The organism is Flintibacter hominis (assembly GCF_014287965.1).
GTDB lineage: Bacteria > Bacillota > Clostridia > Oscillospirales > Oscillospiraceae > Lawsonibacter > Lawsonibacter aceti.
Genome location: NZ_JACOPO010000001.1, coordinates 579,049 through 595,637 on the forward strand (window position 1 = coordinate 579,049; position 16,589 = coordinate 595,637).

Below are 16,589 nucleotides of genomic sequence, written 5' to 3' on the forward strand. Positions count from 1 at the left end.
AAAGGACCGGTAGCTTTTTATTGCCCGGAACAGTGGATCTGACAGCAGTCTTTCACATGACAGGCCTGAAAATAGTGGTCCTCCAGAGGGACCCAGATGTTCAAAAAACGATCTACGCAGCCGGGGTCCCGCCGTTCCAGACGGGTCCGGCGGACCCCCCAGGGGGCCTCTACCCACACCCGAAGCTGGTAGCGGTCCCGTAGGCTGGGGTGCAGAGAGTAGCTTCCCTCTACCACAGTGAGGGGGCCTGGCTCCACAGGGACAGCCGGGCCAAAGCAGCCGGACCGGCACTGCCAGGGCCGGTATACCGCAGTTTGGCCATGGCAGAGGGGGGAGAGAACCTCGCGGTCAAACCGCTCATGGTCCACATTTTCTCCCGGCTTGGCCAGACGCTCCGGCGTCCTGTCCTGAGGCAGTAAAAAGAAGTCGTCCATATGGAGCAGGGGACAGCAGTAGAGCTCTGCCAGAGCGGCACCTAGGGTAGACTTGCCAGAGGCGCAGGGGCCGTCGATGGCGACAAGGACGGGTTGCCCCTGGGTAAGCAACTGGTCTACAGCGGCCAGGAGCGGTATTTGATTTACATAATATTGAAATACTACACGGTAAGCAGGGGAGTAGGTATCACGATAGGTCTTGCTGTGACTAAGCGCGGGACAGCCTTGGGCACGGTACTGGGCCAGATATTGCTTTGAACTCTCCTGGGAAAAGGGGAGGGCCTGGAGCAATTCTAAGTCCTGCTCCAACCCTGCCCGGTCAAGGACTGTCTTTTGGGCGGTGAGGACAAAAAGGCGATTCAATGTTTTGATGGATAGCTTTATCCCTTTACAGGCACTTAGCGACAGCCTGCACAGGCCGTTTCCAAGGGGCTCGGACAGAGGAGAGCTTGGATCGGCCGGCAGCCGGCCCCACTCCTCCGCCAGCCGGTCTAGGGCCGCCCTCTCGTCGGAGATGAGATGCCCTGGTCCCATATGGCTCTGATAGATAAATTTTATGGCGTCCCGAACCTCCATGGCCGGATGGTTGTCATAATGCTCCTTCAGGAGCTCCGCCAAATCAGACATGGCTCAACCCTCTTGGGGGATCAGATTGGCTCGCTGAAGGGCCAGAACGATGATGGGGATGGCCACCAGTTGGAGGATGATGCCGGGGATGGCGTTGGTAAAGGCACCGGCGACAAAGGCGGAGAAGGGAAATTCCGTACCGCTGGAGGTGAGCAGGGCGAGCTGGACCACGCCCCAGACTACCCGGCCGATAAGCATGGCGGAGATGAGAGAGGCATAGATGCCGCCCAGAGTCTTGGGCAGACGCCGGTACAGGAAGCCGGACATAAAGCCGTAGACCGCCATCTCAACGGCCATGGAGATGGCGGTGGGGAACGGCGGCGGCATACCGAGGATAGCGGAGCGCATCAAGGGCGCGATAAAGCCCACCGCTGCGCCCCAGGGGCCGCCGCACAAGTAGCCGCACAGGATGGTTGGCAGATGCATAGGCAGCAGCATATTACCGATCTGGGGGATGTTTCCGGTAAAGTTGGGAAGGATGTAGGCCAGGGCGAGCATTAGGGCGGCGATGACCATACGCTTGATGGAAGTGCTGTTTTTGGTCGTTGTCATAAATGTTCTCCTTTACATACAGATGAAAAAATACCGGGAAGGCTCCCGCCCTTCTGGGCAGGAGATACCTTCACGGTATTGATTTTCAGAAGATATGGAACTATGGGCGCGGACGCCGGCTTCCTGCCGACATTGATTGAATTATAGCATAGGCTGCCCTAAGAGGTCAACCCCCTGGGGTCCCCTTTTAGTAATTGCCTTTGCCGCCGTTCCATTTCCACTCCCGTACCTCAGGCAGATCCTGACCATAGGTGGTGATATACTGCCGGTGTTCCACCAGCTTGTCCTTCATCTCCTGAATAAGATAGGAGGCGCTGTTGCCAAGCTGAGGCAGCCGCTTCACCGTGTCCATCACCAGGTGGAAGCGGTCGATGTCATTGCGTACCCGCATATCGAAGGGGGTGGTGATGGTGCCCTCCTCCTTGTAGCCGCGGACGTGGAGCTTTTTGTTGTGCCGGCGGTAGGTCAGCTCGTGGACCAGGGTGGGATAGCCGTGGAAGGCAAAGATGATAGGGGCCTCAGTGGTGAACAGGGCGTCGTAGTCCTCGTCGGTCAGGCCGTGGGGATGCTCGGTATGGGGCTGGAGCTTCATCAGGTCCACCACATTGATGACCCGGATCTTTAAGTCAGGGAGGTAATGGCGCAGGATGGTGACTGCGGCCAGAGTCTCCAGGGTGGGGGTGTCGCCGCAGCAGGCCAGCACAGCGTCCGGCTCGTAGCCCTGGTCGTTGGAGGCCCACTGCCAGATGCCGATGCCGTGGGTACAGTGCTTAATAGCCTCGTCCATATTCAACCACTGGGGCCGGGGCAGCTTTGAGGCCACCATTACGTTGATATAGTTCTTACTCTGGATACAGTGATCGAAGCAGGACAGCAGGCAGTTGGCGTCGGGGGGCAGATAGAGCCGAACCACATCGGCCTTTTTGTTGGCTACATGGTCCAGAAATCCGGGGTCCTGATGGGTGAAGCCATTATGGTCCTGCTGCCACACGTTGGAGGACAGCACATAGTTCAGCGAGGCGATGGACTGCCTCCAGGGGAGCTGCCGGGCCACCTTCAGCCACTTGGCGTGCTGGGATACCATAGAGTCCACTGTGCGGATGAATGCCTCGTAGCTGCTGAGAAAGCCGTGCCGTCCGGTGAGCAGATAGCCCTCCAGCCAGCCCTGACACAGGTGCTCGGACAGGGCAGCGTCCATGACACGGCCGTCATGGGACAGGTTCTCGTCCGACCTGGAGTCGATGGAGTCGGTCCAGCGGCGGCCGCTGGCCTGAAAGACCTGAGAGAGCCGATTGGAAGCGGCCTCGTCTGGAGCAAAGACACGGAAGTTCCGGTTTTCCAGATTCCGCTTCATCACGTCCCGGACATATCCTCCCAGCACATCCATGTCGGCGGCCTCCACCATGCCGGGCTGGGGGACGTCCAGGGTGTATTCCCGGAAGTCGGGCACCCGCAGATCCCGCAGCAGGAGTCCGCCGTTGGCGTGGGGATTGGCCCCCATGCGGCGCTCTCCCTGAGGGGCCAGTTCTCGAATAGCGGGGAGGAGAGAGCCGTTTTCATCAAAGAGCTCCTCCGGCTTATAGCTGCGCAGCCAGCGTTCCAGCTCCTGGATACGGCCGGGCTGTCCATCATGGACAGGGATGGGAGCCATGTGGGCCCGCCAGCTGCCCTCCACCTGCTTACCGTCTACCTCTTTGGGGCCGGTCCAGCCCTTGGGGGAGCGCAGAACAATCATGGGCCAACGGGGACGGGAAGCATCACCTGAGGTGCGGGCGTACTCCTGGATACGCTGAATCTCACGGACTGCCCAGTCCAGGGCCGCGGCCATCTTCTGATGCATGGTCCTGGGTTCGCTCCCCTCTACAAAACGGGGTTCCCAGCCGCAGCCCTTGAAGAACATCTCCAGCTCCTCGTGGGAGATGCGGGAGAGGATGGTAGGGTTAGCCACTTTAAAGCCATTGAGGTGGAGGATAGGCAGGACAGCTCCATCGCTGATGGGATTGAGAAACTTGTTGGAGTGCCAGGCGGTAGCCAGAGGGCCGGTCTCCGCCTCGCCATCGCCAACGACGCAGGCGGCGATCAAATCCGGGTTATCCATGACGGCGCCGAAGGCGTGAGACAGGGAGTAGCCCAGTTCTCCCCCCTCGTTGATGGAACCTGGGGTTTCAGGGGCTGTGTGGCAGGGGATGCCGCCGGGGAAAGAGAACTGGCGGAACAGCCGCTTCATTCCCTCGGTGTCCTGACTGATGTTGGGATAGACCTCGCTGTAGGAGCCGTCCAAGTAGTCTTGGGCTACCACGGCGTTCCCTCCGTGGCCGGGGCCGCAGATGTAGATCATGTTCAGCTCATACTTGACGATTGCGCGGTTGAGATGGGTATAGATAAAATTTTGGCCGGGGCAGGTGCCCCAGTGGCCCACGATGTTCTGCTTCAAATGGGCGGGCTTCAAAGGTTCCCGCAGGAGGGGGTTGTCCAGCAGATAGAGCTGGCAGGCGGACAGGTAGTTTGCGGCCCGCCACCAGGCGTCGATGGCGTGGAGCTGTTCCCGAGTGAGCGGGTCCTTTTTGGACATACGGGCGGGGGCCTTGACGGCCTTTTGTGTGTTGTCGGTGCGCTTTGGCATTGGCTTATCTCCTCCGCATAAGGGTTTTTCTATATCTTAAACCATATCGCCCAAACAATCAATGGGTAATCTCGGAAGTAAGCGGTAAAAATGAGAAGATAACGAGATTGTTAAGAGAGATCATAAAAAAGGGATGGCGTTAGAAGGGGTAAAAGCCAAAAGGAAGAACCGGAATATGAAGACGCGTCCCCCTCCCGTGTGGGAGAGGGACGCGTCTGGTCAACTGCGCTTGGAGCGGTTGATGGCGGACAGGATGGCCCGCAGGGGGGCCAGATTGATGTTGTGGGACAGGCCGACGCCCCAGTATTTCTGCCCAGTGCGCTGGTCCTGGAGCAGAATATAGGCCACGCCCTGGGAGTCAGAGCCGTCGGTGATGGCGTGGGAGGAGTAGTCCAGGAAGGTAAAGTGGGACATCTTCTCATCCTTGATGGCATTGAAGAAGGCGTCAATGGGGCCGTTGCCCTCGCCGGATACCTTAAAAATAGTATCGGTGTGCTGGAGGGTGCCCCAGAAGGCGACATGGGAATGACCTTCGCTATCAATGTTTTCCGCAAAGGCGTGCTTGAGCAGCTTGTAGGGCTCCTTGGCCTCGATGTACTCCTGCTGGAACAGCTCAAAGATACGCTCGGGGCTGATTTCCTTGCCCACAGCGTCAGTCTCCTTCTGGACCACGGCTCCGAAGTCGGGGTGCATGGCCTTGGGCAGATCGAAGCCAAAGTTGTGCTCCATGATATAGGCCGCGCCTCCCTTACCGGACTGGGAGTTGATACGGATGACTGGTTCATACTCCCGGCCCACATCGGCTGGGTCGATGGGCAGGTAAGGGATCTCCCAGTAGTCGGAGTTGGACTCCTTCATATACTGGGTACCCTTGTTGATGGCATCCTGGTGGCTGCCGGAGAACGCGGTAAATACCAGTTTGCCCACATAGGGCTGCCGGTCGCCTACCGGCATCTTGGTGCACCGCTCATACATCTCACGGATCTTGTTGATGTTGGAGAAGTCCAGCTTGGGGTCGATGCCCTGAGTATACATATTCATGGCCAGGGTGACAATGTCTACGTTTCCAGTGCGCTCGCCGTTGCCGAACAGGGTGGCCTCCACCCGTTCGGCTCCGGCCAGCAGGCCCATCTCCGCTGTGGCCACGCCGCAGCCCCGGTCGTTGTGGGGATGGAGGGAGATGATGGCGCTGTCCCGGCTAGGGATCTTCTTGCAGAAATACTCCAGCATATCGGCAAACTGGTTGGGCATACAGTTTTCCACGGTAGTGGGTAGGTTCAGGATGACCTTATTTTCCGGGGTGGCGTGGAGACGCTCCAGCACAGCTTGGCAGATCTCTACCGCGTAGTCCATCTCAGTGCCCATGAAGGACTCAGGGGAGTATTCAAAGCGGAGGTCCATGCCCTCCTGGATGAGGGGCTGGGCCATCTCATAGATCAGGTCAGCGGCGTCAGTGGCGATTTTGGTGATGCCGTCAGTGTCCATATGGAATACCACCTTGCGCTGGAGGGTGGAGGTGGAGTTATAGAAGTGGAGGATGACGTGCTTGGCGCCGCGGATGGCCTCAAAGGTTTTTTTGATCAGGTGTTCACGGGCCTGGACCAGCACCTGGATGGTCACGTCGTCTGGGATGTGCCCTCCCTCAATCAGTTCCCGGCAGATCTCATAGTCGGTTTCACTGGCGGAGGGGAAGCCAATCTCAATCTCCTTGATGCCAATGTCCAGCAGGGTGTGGAAATATTCCAGCTTTTCCTCCATATTCATGGGGTCTACCAGAGCCTGGTTTCCGTCCCGCAGGTCCACGGAGCACCACACGGGGGCTTTTGTGATGACCTTGTCCGGCCAGGTGCGGCCCACGATCTTCTGGGGCTGGAAGGGGATGTACTTTTTGCAGCCTGGGTTCATAATGAGTTCCTCCTTTTTGTTTGCTCCGCTGTAGTTGGCGGCGGAGCGGCCATCAGGGGATGAAAAAACGCCCCTGACTTTTAAAAGTCAGGGGCGTGTATTATAACCACGCGGTACCACCCTGGTTCAGCTGTGGGTCTCCCACACAGCCCTCATAGCCTCCAACAAGGCCGCGGCCGGTAACGGGGCCAGACGTTCCACCCTACTCGCTGGTTCAGATGGACTGCTCGGGGGCCAGTTATACACAGGCTGACTCACACCGGCTCGCACCGACCGCCGGCTCTCTGGGTGAGAGGGGCCTGCCTTTTTCCCCTTCATCGCATTTTCTTGCCCATCATTTTAGCCGAAGGAGGGCCCTTTGTCAAGAGATATTTTAGAGTGGGAGGGACTAAACTTTTTTGAAAAAAGTGGTTGCTTTTCCACAGAAACTATGCTATTATATCAGTTGCGTTTACGAGAATACCCTCCATGGAGAAAGAGGTGAACATACAATGAAGGAAGGCCTCCACCCTAATTATGAGCAGACCACCATCCGGTGCGCCTGCGGCAACGTGATCGAAACTGGTTCCACTAAGAAGGATATCCGCGTGGAAGTGTGCTCCAAGTGTCACCCCTTCTACACCGGCAAGCAGAAGATGGTAGACACCGGTGGCCGTGTCAGCCGCTTCAATAAGAAGTTTGGCCTGGCCAAGTAAGATCCCGCTTTCAAAAGCCGCACCGAGGAATCGGTGCGGCTTTTTGCGTATCGCTGCAAAAAAGACGGGTCAGCCGCATACCCTATTTAATGGTCCTGTATGATATTAAATTAAGGAGGACAATGTCATGTTCAAGAAAATCGCGCCTAAGGAGCTGAAAGAAAATCCCTTTTCACTGATCGGGGACAAATGGATGCTGATCACCGCTGGAACAGAGGAGCGGTGCAATACGATGACCGCCTCTTGGGGCGGGCTGGGTGTCATCTGGGGGGCGCCCGCGGCCACCTGCTATATCCGGCCACAGCGGTATACCAAGGAGTTCATCGACCAAGAAGAATATTTCACCCTGACCTTTTTTGGGGAGGAGTACCGGAAGGCCCTATCCCTATGCGGTTCCAAGAGCGGACGGGATATCGATAAGGTAAAGGAATGCGGCTTTACAGTAAAAACCGCGGAATGTGGCGCTCCCTATTTCGAGCAGGCCGAACTGGTGCTGGTGTGCCGTAAGCGATTTGCCCAGGCACTGGATGCCAAAAACATCCCCCAGGAGATCCGGGAGAAGTGGTACCCGGAGAAGGATTACCACACCCTGTACATCGGGGAAATCGTGGAAGTTCTGCAAAAATAAGGCGGGGGCAGTCCCGCGCTGTGATTCGGAGGAAAAATGTCAGACAAACTTACGCAAGAAAAATTTGACCGGGCTGTGCTGGTGGGGCTGAACGCCTTCAGCATGTCCCAGGAGGAGAACGCCACCGAGGAGACGATGGAGGAGCTGGCCGCTCTGTTGGAGACTGCGGGGGGAGAGACCGTGGGTGTGGTCACCCAGTCCAAGGACAGCCCAGACCCCCGCACCTTTATCGGGGAGGGCAAGGTGGCCGAGGTAAAAGAGCTGGTCCAAGCCATGGATGCCAACATGGTCGTCTTTGATAACGCCCTTTCCCCCTCACAGCAGCGGGCCCTCACGGAGGACCTGGGAGTGGCGGTTCTGGACCGATCCGCCCTCATTCTCGACATCTTTGCCCAGCGGGCCAGAACCAAGGAGGGCCGCCTCCAGGTAGAACTGGCCCAGTACAAATATTTGCTGCCGCGGCTGCTTGGTATGTGGAAGCACCTGGAGCGTCAGGAGGGCGCCATCGGCACCCGTGGCCCCGGCGAGACCCAGTTGGAGAGCGACCGCCGGCATATCCGGAAAAAGATATCCAAGCTGGAGGGGGACTTGAAGGAGGTCCGCCGGGTACGAGCCACCCAGCGGGAGCGCCGCATCAAGAACGAGGTCCCGGTGGTGGCCATTGTAGGGTATACCAACGCGGGCAAGTCCACACTGCTCAACCACCTGACCGGGGCGGAAATCCCGGCAAACGACCGGCTCTTCGACACGTTGGACACCACTACCCGGACTCTGGAGATCTCTGACACCTGTACCGTACTGCTGTCCGACACGGTGGGCTTCATCCGTAAGCTGCCCCACCATCTGGTAGAGGCATTCAAGGCCACATTGGAGGAACTGGAGTATGCCGATTTGCTGCTCCACATCATCGACGCCTCGAACCCCCAGTGGAGGGAACAGGCCCAGGTGGTGGACCAACTGATCCATGAGCTGGGAGCGGACCAAACTCCGCGCATCGAGGTATTCAACAAGTGCGACCTGTGGACGGGGGACATCCGGCCCCACGGGGAGGGCATTGTATCCATCTCTGCCAAGACCGGGGAGGGGGTGCCTGAGCTGCTGGCCGCCATAGGGAAGCGGCTGGACAACGGAGCCAGGCGGGTTACGATCCATCTGCCCTATGACCGGGGCGGACTGCTGGAAAAGCTATACCAGGACGCGAAGGTGGAGAACGTGGAGTATGGTGAGACCATCGACGTGGTGGCGGTCTGCACCCCCAAGGTCATCGGCCAGCTTGGCCCTCTGGTGGAGGGGTGGAAGCCCCACAGAGAGCCCTGGGAGGAATGACGGTGGGCTTTGAGCTTCGGGAATGGCGTCCGGAGGACGCCCCCTCCATTACCCGGTACGCAGATGACCCCCAGGTGGCGGCCAATCTCCGGGACATATTTCCTGCCCCCTATCACCTGTCCGATGCACGGGAGTTTATCCAAAGCTGTATGGAGGCGGATGAGGGACAGGCTATCTTCCGAGCCATCTCTGTGAACGGGCAAGCAGTGGGCAGCATCGCCCTGACCAGAGGGACAGACGTATACCGCCTCTCCGCCGAGCTGGGCTACTGGCTGGGGCGGGAATTCTGGGGCCGAGGCATTATGCCGGCCGCTGTGGAGGAGATGTGCCGCCTGGGCTTCCATCGCTGGGATATCGTTCGCATCTTTGCCGAGCCCTATGCCCATAACGCTGCCTCCCGGCGGGTGCTGGAGAAGGCAGGCTTCCATCTGGAGGGCGTGATGGCGCGGGGAGTAGTCAAAAATGGACAGCTCCACGACTACTGTATGTACGCAAAGCTGAAATAAGGAGAGGCGGGACGGCCAGCGCCGTCCCGCTTATTTTGTAAAGATCCCGCTCAGGGAGAACAGGTCGTGGTCAGATACCATACGGCGACACGAAGGAGAATGGCGTCTTCCAGCAGGGAGTCACAGCTTTCGGAAAAGTCTTCCAGCCATGCGCTGCGGTCTCCATACTATCACCTCAAATCGAGCAAGAGCTGTAAGCTCTTGTTTCAAAAAGAATAGCTATCAGCTATACTATAATTTAAAGCAGGTGATTGCAATGAAGGATTATCGTAAGATTATGAGAGCAAAGCGAGAAGCAAAAGGCCTGAGCCAGCATAAACTGGCCCAGCAGCTTGGGATTACGCAAACATTTTTGAGTGAAATAGAGAGAGGCCGTAAAAATCCTTCTCTGGAACAGTTCTTCCGCATCTGCGAGGCGCTGGACATCCAGCTGTTTCCCGAGGAGGAATAGGGTGCCCCGCCCGGCGGGCTGGTCAAACGCATACTATCTGCACTGAGGTGACTATATGATCGAATACTATATTCCTACCCAGCACAGCCAGACAGAACTGGTAGAGAAGCGATCCCGGTTTATCGGCCAGGTGTGGCGGGTGTCTTCTGAGGAGGAGGCCAGGGCCCGGATTGAGGAGACCAAAAAGAAGCACTATGACGCCCGGCACAACTGCTGGTGCTACCGGCTGCGGGAGGGGGGCGTGGAGCGATACTCCGACGACGGCGAGCCCCAGGGCACGGCGGGCCAGCCCATGCTCAATGTATTCCAACGGGAGAACGTCAATGATGTGGTGTGTGTGGTCACCCGGTACTTTGGTGGGATCCTCCTGGGGGCTGGGGGGCTGGTTCGGGCCTATTCCGCCGCCGCCAAGGACGCCCTGGACGGGGCGGGGATCTCGGTGGTCCGCCGGTGGGTGGCCATGGAGGTCCCCTGCACCTATGCCCAGTTTGAGGGGATGCGCCGGGAGATCGGCTCCTTCGGCGGCGTGGTGGAAGCTGTGGACTATGGGGTGGACGTCGTGCTGTCTGCCCTCTTGCCCGAGGAGCGGGCGGAGGACTTTGCCGCCCACATCCTGGACGTGTCCGCCGGCACCGTGGAGGCGCTGGAGGCCGGAGAAGCGTTTAAGGATGTCCCCTGGAGGCTTCCCACGGCGGATGAGAGCTGAGTGCTGCTCAGAAAAAAGCCTCGCATTCTTTCGCGCCGGAAGGCGCGAAAGAATGATAATCTGTTTTTTTCGGCAGCGTGTACGTCGGAAAAAACACTTCAAAGGCCGCCCATGGGCGGCCTTTTCTGATGCGGTGCAGTGTTTCTTTGTAACAAAAGGGCCTCGTCGATAGTCTTATAGTTAAAAACAGAAGGGGGAGGGAGAAACGGTTGAGCTGGGAAGATTACCGGGAGTTTGAATTGGTCTATCGGGAAAACGCAAGGCTGGTATATCGCTTTCTTGTCAGCCGTGGATGCCCTCCACAAGAGGCGGAGGACCTAACTCAGGATACCTTTGTTAAGGCTCTGCTTCATATCCACCGCTTCAAAGGGGAGTGCAGGCTGTCTGTCTGGCTGTGCCAGATCGCAAAAAATACCTGGCTGACCCATGAGACGCGGAGGCGGCGGGAGCCGTTTCCAGTGTGTCAGGAGCGCGGAGCGTGGGATAGCTCCCTCTGGGAATGGCTGGATCTGGTAGAGCGCCTGGAGGAGCCATACCGTTCTGTCTTTGTAGCTAAGGCCCTGGAGGAGCGCCCCTATGAGGAGCTTTCTGCTCAATACGGGAAGAGTGAGAGCTGGGCCCGTGTGACCTATCACCGGGCCAGGGAAAAATTAAGAGCCATGATAGAGGAGGGAGAAAAATGAAAAACAACTGTGATATCGTCCGTGACCTGCTGCCCCTGTATGTGGACGGGGTATGCAGTCAGGAAAGCGCCAAACTGGTGGAGGAGCACCTGACAGACTGTCAGAGCTGCCGGGAATTGCTGGACAAGCTGAGAGGGGAGGAGGAAATTATCCCCGGCTCCCCCTCCGCTGCCCCGCCGGAGGACGGCGCCAAGGTGCTGGAGCGGACAGCAAGGACGGTGGGCTTTCATGTGGTGCGGGCATTAGTCGGCATTTTTGCCATCGTTATGATCTGGATGGTGTACCTCTGGCAGGAGGGAATGGCGGGTCAGGGGAATTACCGATATGTGTCCTACGGCCTTCATGAGATATTTAACCTGGTGATCCTGATTACTGTGGCGGCCACCTGGATATGGATGATCGCGGTGCTATGGCGTATAGTACGGCAAAAACGCTGGCGGCGGTATTGGGCTCTGGCGCTGACCCTGGCGCTACTGGCAGGGGCACAGATCGCCTACTTTGTTTGGATGTCCGGATATACCGCCCATACGGGCGTGGCACAGGTCCTGAAGGTAACTGATCAGACACATGTGGTAGTTCAGATCGGGGAGGAGATTTGGGAGATGGAAACCGTTCCGATTTTGTCTGATCTGCTGGAGGAGGATGGAACCGTGTATATGATCGATTACTATACTCGGACCGACCGGCCGGGATGGGCCTATCTAAACTATGTCTGGGATATCGTGATAAACGGCCAGGGAGAGTACACAGATGGATAGAGGACTAAAAAAGTCAGCCGCCCGTATGGGCGGCTGACTTTCTATTTGCCATATTCCATTACACAGCGCGGGTGACCTTACCGGAACGGAGGCATCTGGTGCAGACGTACACGTGAGTGGGAGTGCCCTTCACGATCGCCTTCACGCGCTTCACGTTGGGCTTCCAGGTGCGGTTGGAACGACGATGGGAGTGGGAGACCTGGATGCCGAAGGTGACGCCCTTGTCGCAGAATTCGCATTTGGCCATGTTGCTTACCTCCTCGCTATGAGAATCGCTTTCCAAAAAGCTTCGACTGATATCATAACAGATATTCCGGCAGAATGCAAGCACTTTTTTCAAAAACTGGCCACGAAAAAATTTTAGAAAGAGGGGCGGTGCGCTTGCGTCCCAGTCGCTTTTCGTCTATACTGAAAAATAAGGAAGATCAAGGGGGGATGCCCCATTGATAACACAGTGAAAGGAGCGTGTCCCAATGGCGGAAGGAATAAGCAGTGTCCGGCTGGGAGATATTATCCAGGAATTTGGTCTGGAGGTGCTGAACAAAGGAACAAACTATGAGAACGTCCCACTCCGGACGGTGGACGTGAACCGTCCCGGTCTGCCGCTGACTGGATTTTTTGAGCATTTTGATACCGCGCGGCTGCTGCTCATCGGTCTGACGGAGTACACCTATTTGGAGACACTGGAGCCGGAGAAGCGGAGAGAACGCTTTGAGGCGCTGCTGTCTTACCCGGTCCCCGGCCTGATCGTCACTCGTGGGATGGAGCCCTTCCCTGAGTGTATGGAGATGGCGGAAAAGTACGACCGCACGGTGCTGCGCACCAAGGCACAGACCTCCGCCTTCATGAGCAACCTGATCGGCAGCCTATGTGACCGCCTGGCCCCCAAGATCACTCGGTCCGGAGTCATGATGGAGGTATATGGAGAGGGTGTTCTGTTCCAGGGGGAGTCGGGCGTGGGTAAGAGCGAGGTAGCTATCGAGCTGATCAAGCGCGGCCACCGCCTGGTGGCGGACGACGCGGTGGAGATCCGCCTGACGAACCACGGCACTGTGGAGGCAACTGCTCCCGAACTGATCCGGCACTACATGGAACTGCGGGGCATCGGAGTCATCGACGTGCGCCGGCTATTCGGTATGGGAGCTATCAAGGACAAGCAGCAGATCGATCTGGTCATCGACCTGGAGCCCTGGGACGACCATGCGGTCTACGACCGGCTGGGGCTGGATACCGTGCAGACGGATATTTTGGGGGTCAAGGTGCCGGAGGCCACTATCCCGGTGAAGCCCGGCCGGAACCTGGCCAGTATTGTCGAGGTAGCGGCCATGAACAACCGCAACCGCAAGATGGGCCACAATGCCGCTCTGGAGCTGACCAACCGGATGGACCGGCACTTCGAAAAGCTGATGGAAGAGGGAGATCTGTGACCATGTACTATGTGGGTATCGATGTAGGAGGGACCAACCTGGTCGCCGGTCTGGTGGACCGGGAGGGCAGTATCCTGAGGAAAGCCGGGGTGCCGGTGGACAAGTCCCTAGATGGCGCGGGGCTGTGTCGCCAGCTGGTCCGGCTGGCCGTAGAGGTATGCCGGGAGGAGGGGGTGGCCCTGGATCAGATCCAAGCTGTGGGAGCCGGCTTTCCGGGCCTGGTGGACAACAGGACCGGCGTGGTGGTCCAGACCGCCAATATGCCCTTCCGGGATACGCCGGTGCGTCAGTTGTTCCAGCAGGAGTGGGATGTGCCGTTCTTTTTGGGCAACGACGCCAACTGTGCGGCCATCGGTGAGTACTGGGCCGGCGCCGCGAAAGGCTGTGATCCGGCAGTGGTGGTCACCCTGGGCACAGGAATCGGCAGCGGTATGGTGGTGGGAGGCAGGCTGTTTACCGGGTATGCCAATTCGGGCATGGAGGCGGGCCACATGATTATCCAGCCCGGCGGTGTCCCCTGCGGCTGCGGCAATCACGGCTGCTGGGAGCAGTATGGCTCGGCCACCGCCCTCATTCGGATGACCCGCCAGGCGATGGAGCAGGACCGGCACAGTGTTCTGTGGGAGCTATGCGGCGGCGATCTCTCCAAGGTCCAGGGGCGGACCGCCTTCCAGGGGGCCAGACAGGGGGACGGCGCCGCCCTTCGGGTGCTGGAGAATTACCGCCAGGGGCTGTCCATAGGTCTAATCGATCTGGTCAATATCTTACAGCCCCAGATCATCTGTCTGGGCGGTGGCATCAGCAACGCGGACGACGATCTGCTGCTGACTCCCCTGCGGGAGCTGGTAAAGAAGGGCTCCTATGACAAATCCATGCCCACCCGGCTGGAGCGGGCCGCACTGGGCAACGACGCCGGAGTGGTAGGGGCCGCTCTGCTGTGCGACATGATATAAAATTTTAATAAAAAAAGTCCGAACCAGATCCCACAGATTTCGTCTAGAGAATTAGAGGACGCGGAAGGCTTCCCCCTTGGTGGGAAGTGACGCGCGAAAGAGTCGAGACGAAATGAAAAAGGGGGATCTGTTATGAGAGGAAAAAAGACACTGGCCACGGGGCTGACTCTGCTGTTTTTGCTGCTGGCAGGCTGTGGCAGCGGAAACAATGGCAAGGACTCTGGGGCCGCTGCGGGAAACACGGCTTCCAGCGCGGACATATCTTCCGGCTGGGACATAGGCTTTGGCGGGGAGGCCGCTCCTATGGAGCCCAGCGCGGACGAACAGGGCACGGATAGCTCCGTCTATCAGAACGCCGGGGCCAAGCTGGTCCGCCGGGCGGAGTTCAGCATCCAGACGGAGCAGTTCGACCAGACGGTCCAGGCCCTGGACCGTCTGGTGTCAGAGTGCGGGGGATATTTTGAAACCGCCTCTGTGCGCGGAGGGAGCTACCGGGATGCCAGTGCCAGCCGCTGGGGGGAGTACGTCGTCCGAGTGCCGGCGGAGCGGTACAGCGACTTTTTCAATAGCGCCGGGACACTGGGCTATATCACGGAGAGCAGCGAGAGCAGCGAGGACGTGGGGGAGCGGTACTATGACGCTGAGACCCGGTTGAAGACGCAGCGGACCAAGCAGGAGCGCCTGCTTGCCCTGCTGGAGCAGGCGGACACCATGGAGGATATCATCTCTCTGGAGAATGCCCTGGGTGATGTGGAGTATCAGATTGAGCAGTTGTCCTCCACCCTGAACCGCTACGATGCGTTGATCAGCTACTCTACCTTTACCATCTATCTGCAAGAGGTAGGAAAGGTGGTCCAGGAGGTGGGGGAGAGCTCTACCCTCGGCCAGCGGATGACCGCCGGCTTCAAGGCCAGCTGCGAGGGCTTTGTCCGGGGCGCTCAGGAGCTGCTAGTGTGGATGTCCTACAACCTGGTGGTCCTAGTCATCTTGATTGCTGCCGCGGCCATCGGCGGCTGGGCAGGCCTGCGAAAGTATAAAAAGTGGAAAACGGAGCAGTCTGAAAAGCAGGAACCGTAAAACCGGCCCCTCCCCACACAGGGAGGGGCCCATTTTTTGCGGCATTACGGAGTGGAACCCGTGAAAGGGGTACTGACCGAACAGAGGGGGGAGCCCGGAGAGGATATATTTCTGATTCTGCCTATTCTATTTGGAGAAAAAATTTGTTATAATAATTCGGTACATGATTTTATCCTGAGGATGCCAGGAGGCAATATGGATCGATTGGAACAGTTGTTGCGTAATTTAAGAGATCGCTGCCCTGAGCTGGAGCTGAGGACGGAGGAACCTATGTCTCGGCATACCACCTTTCGGATTGGCGGCCCGGCGGCCCTGATGGCCCTGCCCAGAACAGTAGGGGAGGCAAAGGCGGCGGTGAGGGCGGCCGGGGAGCTGGAAATCCGTCCCTTCTTTTTGGGCAACGGCTCCAACCTGCTGGTGCCGGATGAGGGCTACCGAGGATTTGTGGTGAAGCTGTGCGGCTTAGATCAGACCCAGGAGGTGAACCGCCGCCTGTGGGCGGAGAGTGGGATCTCACTGGCCCGTCTGGCCTGGGCGGCCTTGGGCCGGGGATTGGCCGGGCTGGAGTTCGCCCACGGCATACCGGGGTCCCTGGGGGGCGGTGTAATGATGAATGCCGGGGCCTATGGAGGTGAGCTGTCCCAGGTGGTCACTGCCGTCACCTATCTGGATGGGGAGGGGAACGAGCATACCATCCCCGCCGCCGGGTGTGAGTTTGGCTACCGCAGCAGCATCTTTGCTCGGCACCCCGACTGGCTTATCCTGAAGGCGGAGTTCTCTCTGCCCCAAGGGGAAGCGGAGGAGATCCGGGCGAAAATCGAGGAACTGGCCCGGCGACGCAGCGAGAAGCAGCCTCTGGAATACCCCAGCGCCGGCTCTATGTTCAAGCGCCCGACAGGCCACTTCGCTGCCGCCCTCATCGATCAGTGTGGGTTGAAGGGTGTGTGTGTGGGAGGCGCTCAGGTGTCGGAGAAGCACGCCGGTTTCGTCGTAAATCGGGGAGGCGCCACCTGCGCGGATGTGCTGGAGCTGGTAGAGCGGGTGAAGGCCCGTGTCCTGGCGGAAACTGGCGTAGCACTGGAGATGGAAGTGAAAGTCCTCCGGTGACGGGAGGGTCCTGGCGACAAGCCGCTGGCTTATGCTCTAGGAATAGAGGTGTCCAGGTGCTTGCCCTAGGGGCCTGCCGCTCTACCCGGTGGAAGGTCCCATGCCGCCTGTTGGACCTTATAGAAAGAGAA

At 58.5% G+C, this 16,589-nt stretch carries 17 protein-coding genes and 1 other annotated feature; of the genes, 12 read left to right on the plus strand and 5 right to left on the minus strand.

What is annotated here, in order from left to right:
• Window positions 1-17: 17 nt before the first annotated feature.
• The 4 genes from H8S11_RS13770 to leuA all read right to left on the minus strand — a co-directional run bounded on the left by H8S11_RS13770 (window position 18) and on the right by leuA (window position 6,141).
• Entirely contained in the window at window positions 18-1,061 is a 1,044-nt protein-coding gene (locus H8S11_RS13770; RefSeq protein ID WP_207721879.1) for a uridine kinase family protein, read from the minus strand.
• Between the two features lie 3 nt (window positions 1,062-1,064).
• A complete protein-coding gene (locus H8S11_RS02790; protein ID WP_186852097.1) occupies window positions 1,065-1,613 on the minus strand; it encodes an ECF transporter S component in 549 nt (182 codons plus the stop codon).
• Window positions 1,614-1,800: 187 nt separating this feature from the next.
• Window positions 1,801-4,185, minus strand: coding sequence for a phosphoketolase family protein (locus tag H8S11_RS02795; RefSeq protein WP_240288887.1), 2,385 nt, complete (start codon window positions 4,183-4,185; stop codon window positions 1,801-1,803).
• 270 nt (window positions 4,186-4,455) lie between these two features.
• Window positions 4,456-6,141, minus strand: a complete 1,686-nt coding sequence (leuA, locus tag H8S11_RS02800; RefSeq protein ID WP_186852098.1) for a 2-isopropylmalate synthase — start codon at window positions 6,139-6,141, stop codon at window positions 4,456-4,458.
• 86 nt (window positions 6,142-6,227) lie between these two features.
• Window positions 6,228-6,468, minus strand: a binding site (T-box leader).
• A 164-nt stretch (window positions 6,469-6,632) separates the two neighbouring features.
• Between leuA and rpmE the strand changes: the two genes are divergently transcribed.
• The 8 genes from rpmE (at window position 6,633) to H8S11_RS02840 (ending at window position 11,894) form a co-directional block, all read left to right on the plus strand.
• Complete coding sequence (rpmE, locus tag H8S11_RS02805; RefSeq protein ID WP_147572169.1) at window positions 6,633-6,836, plus strand: 50S ribosomal protein L31; 204 nt, start codon at window positions 6,633-6,635, stop codon at window positions 6,834-6,836.
• Between the two features lie 127 nt (window positions 6,837-6,963).
• Window positions 6,964-7,464, plus strand: coding sequence for a flavin reductase family protein (locus H8S11_RS02810; RefSeq protein WP_147572170.1), 501 nt, complete (start codon window positions 6,964-6,966; stop codon window positions 7,462-7,464).
• A gap of 36 nt (window positions 7,465-7,500) precedes the next feature.
• Entirely contained in the window at window positions 7,501-8,790 is a 1,290-nt protein-coding gene (hflX, locus tag H8S11_RS02815) for a GTPase HflX (RefSeq protein ID WP_186852099.1), read from the plus strand.
• Between the two features lie 2 nt (window positions 8,791-8,792).
• Window positions 8,793-9,296, plus strand: coding sequence for a GNAT family N-acetyltransferase (locus tag H8S11_RS02820; RefSeq protein WP_186852100.1), 504 nt, complete (start codon window positions 8,793-8,795; stop codon window positions 9,294-9,296).
• 256 nt (window positions 9,297-9,552) lie between these two features.
• Window positions 9,553-9,747 carry a helix-turn-helix domain-containing protein gene (locus tag H8S11_RS02825; protein WP_147572299.1) on the plus strand — a complete coding sequence of 65 codons (195 nt, stop codon included), beginning with the start codon at window positions 9,553-9,555 and terminating at the stop codon, window positions 9,745-9,747.
• A 55-nt stretch (window positions 9,748-9,802) separates the two neighbouring features.
• Window positions 9,803-10,453, plus strand: coding sequence for a YigZ family protein (locus tag H8S11_RS02830; RefSeq protein ID WP_186852101.1), 651 nt, complete (start codon window positions 9,803-9,805; stop codon window positions 10,451-10,453).
• A gap of 209 nt (window positions 10,454-10,662) precedes the next feature.
• Window positions 10,663-11,136, plus strand: coding sequence for an RNA polymerase sigma factor (locus H8S11_RS02835; protein WP_186852102.1), 474 nt, complete (start codon window positions 10,663-10,665; stop codon window positions 11,134-11,136).
• A complete protein-coding gene (locus tag H8S11_RS02840; RefSeq protein ID WP_147572175.1) occupies window positions 11,133-11,894 on the plus strand; it encodes a zf-HC2 domain-containing protein in 762 nt (253 codons plus the stop codon). Before H8S11_RS02835 ends, H8S11_RS02840 begins: the two co-directional genes overlap by 4 nt.
• Window positions 11,895-11,952: 58 nt before the next feature.
• Here the strand turns inward: H8S11_RS02840 and rpmB are convergent, their stop codons facing one another.
• Window positions 11,953-12,141, minus strand: a complete 189-nt coding sequence (gene rpmB / locus H8S11_RS02845) for a 50S ribosomal protein L28 (RefSeq protein WP_087288054.1) — start codon at window positions 12,139-12,141, stop codon at window positions 11,953-11,955.
• 226 nt (window positions 12,142-12,367) lie between these two features.
• Between rpmB and hprK the strand changes: the two genes are divergently transcribed.
• The 4 genes from hprK (at window position 12,368) to murB (ending at window position 16,458) form a co-directional block, all read left to right on the plus strand.
• Window positions 12,368-13,321, plus strand: coding sequence for an HPr(Ser) kinase/phosphatase (hprK, locus tag H8S11_RS02850; RefSeq protein WP_147572176.1), 954 nt, complete (start codon window positions 12,368-12,370; stop codon window positions 13,319-13,321).
• A 2-nt stretch (window positions 13,322-13,323) separates the two neighbouring features.
• On the plus strand, window positions 13,324-14,274 hold the full coding sequence (locus H8S11_RS02855) for an ROK family protein (protein WP_186852164.1): 951 nt from the start codon (window positions 13,324-13,326) through the stop codon (window positions 14,272-14,274).
• A gap of 132 nt (window positions 14,275-14,406) precedes the next feature.
• Window positions 14,407-15,351: a DUF4349 domain-containing protein gene (locus tag H8S11_RS02860; protein WP_186852103.1), complete on the plus strand. Its 945-nt coding sequence runs from the start codon at window positions 14,407-14,409 to the stop codon at window positions 15,349-15,351.
• A gap of 195 nt (window positions 15,352-15,546) precedes the next feature.
• Complete coding sequence (murB, locus tag H8S11_RS02865) at window positions 15,547-16,458, plus strand: UDP-N-acetylmuramate dehydrogenase (protein WP_147572178.1); 912 nt, start codon at window positions 15,547-15,549, stop codon at window positions 16,456-16,458.
• Window positions 16,459-16,589: the final 131 nt, after the last annotated feature.

What these genes read in the sequence shown, in the direction of transcription:
- H8S11_RS13770 (WP_207721879.1), bottom strand. Translation starts at nt 1,061, where the DNA reads ATGTCTGATTTGGCGGAGCTCCTGAAGGAGCATTATGACAACCATCCG.
- H8S11_RS02790 (WP_186852097.1), bottom strand. Translation starts at nt 1,613, where the DNA reads ATGACAACGACCAAAAACAGCACTTCCATCAAGCGTATGGTCATCGCC.
- H8S11_RS02795 (WP_240288887.1), bottom strand. Translation starts at nt 4,185, where the DNA reads ATGTCCAAAAAGGACCCGCTCACTCGGGAACAGCTCCACGCCATCGAC.
- leuA (WP_186852098.1), bottom strand. Translation starts at nt 6,141, where the DNA reads ATGAACCCAGGCTGCAAAAAGTACATCCCCTTCCAGCCCCAGAAGATC.
- rpmE (WP_147572169.1), top strand. Translation starts at nt 6,633, where the DNA reads ATGAAGGAAGGCCTCCACCCTAATTATGAGCAGACCACCATCCGGTGC.
- H8S11_RS02810 (WP_147572170.1), top strand. Translation starts at nt 6,964, where the DNA reads ATGTTCAAGAAAATCGCGCCTAAGGAGCTGAAAGAAAATCCCTTTTCA.
- hflX (WP_186852099.1), top strand. Translation starts at nt 7,501, where the DNA reads ATGTCAGACAAACTTACGCAAGAAAAATTTGACCGGGCTGTGCTGGTG.
- H8S11_RS02825 (WP_147572299.1), top strand. Translation starts at nt 9,553, where the DNA reads ATGAAGGATTATCGTAAGATTATGAGAGCAAAGCGAGAAGCAAAAGGC.
- H8S11_RS02830 (WP_186852101.1), top strand. Translation starts at nt 9,803, where the DNA reads ATGATCGAATACTATATTCCTACCCAGCACAGCCAGACAGAACTGGTA.
- H8S11_RS02840 (WP_147572175.1), top strand. Translation starts at nt 11,133, where the DNA reads ATGAAAAACAACTGTGATATCGTCCGTGACCTGCTGCCCCTGTATGTG.
- rpmB (WP_087288054.1), bottom strand. Translation starts at nt 12,141, where the DNA reads ATGGCCAAATGCGAATTCTGCGACAAGGGCGTCACCTTCGGCATCCAG.
- hprK (WP_147572176.1), top strand. Translation starts at nt 12,368, where the DNA reads ATGGCGGAAGGAATAAGCAGTGTCCGGCTGGGAGATATTATCCAGGAA.
- H8S11_RS02855 (WP_186852164.1), top strand. Translation starts at nt 13,324, where the DNA reads ATGTACTATGTGGGTATCGATGTAGGAGGGACCAACCTGGTCGCCGGT.
- H8S11_RS02860 (WP_186852103.1), top strand. Translation starts at nt 14,407, where the DNA reads ATGAGAGGAAAAAAGACACTGGCCACGGGGCTGACTCTGCTGTTTTTG.
- murB (WP_147572178.1), top strand. Translation starts at nt 15,547, where the DNA reads ATGGATCGATTGGAACAGTTGTTGCGTAATTTAAGAGATCGCTGCCCT.